Annotated in this window: 1 protein-coding gene; it reads left to right on the top strand. The window is 37.3% G+C overall.

What is annotated here, in order from left to right:
- The coding region (locus tag AOA60_RS23135) for a Nif3-like dinuclear metal center hexameric protein (protein ID WP_178075399.1) at window positions 1–222 on the top strand (222 nt) is incomplete at its 5' end.
- Between the last annotated feature and the right edge of the window lie 215 nt (window positions 223–437).

Here is a 437-nt window from a genome sequence, read left to right as displayed (position 1 = left end):
CTTTTCAAAGGTGCTGATGTCTATGTGACTGGTGATATGTATTATCATGTTGCCCATGATGCTATGATGGATGGACTCAGCATTGTAGATCCAGGTCACAATGTAGAAAAGATAATGAAGCAAGCTGTAAAAGAACGCATCACTACCTTTATTGAAGCGAAGAAGTATGATACTGAGGTTGTGGTATCGAAGGTTCACACAGATCCATTTCAGTTTGTATAAATATTATTAAAAGGACGAAGAATTTATTCTTCGTCCTTTTTTATAGTATAAGAAAGTATATGTTTTCGACTCATTGTCTAGCTTAAGCACCTATTGGTCTAAGAAACTTCCCTCACCTCGAAGAGCGAGTTGCTTACGCTTTTCTTGCCGTTTGTTCCTAAGATTCAGTTCAGCTCGTAAGTAGTTTAACTTGCGCTTTCCTTTTTCTTTTTCAC

The sequence above is a fragment of the Pseudomonas sp. 2822-17 genome, assembly GCF_002742485.1.
Lineage (GTDB): Bacteria > Pseudomonadota > Gammaproteobacteria > Pseudomonadales > Pseudomonadaceae > Aquipseudomonas > Aquipseudomonas cyclaminis.
The sequence above is the reverse complement of the archived record's forward strand: the minus strand, read 5'-3'. Positions and strand labels throughout refer to the sequence as shown.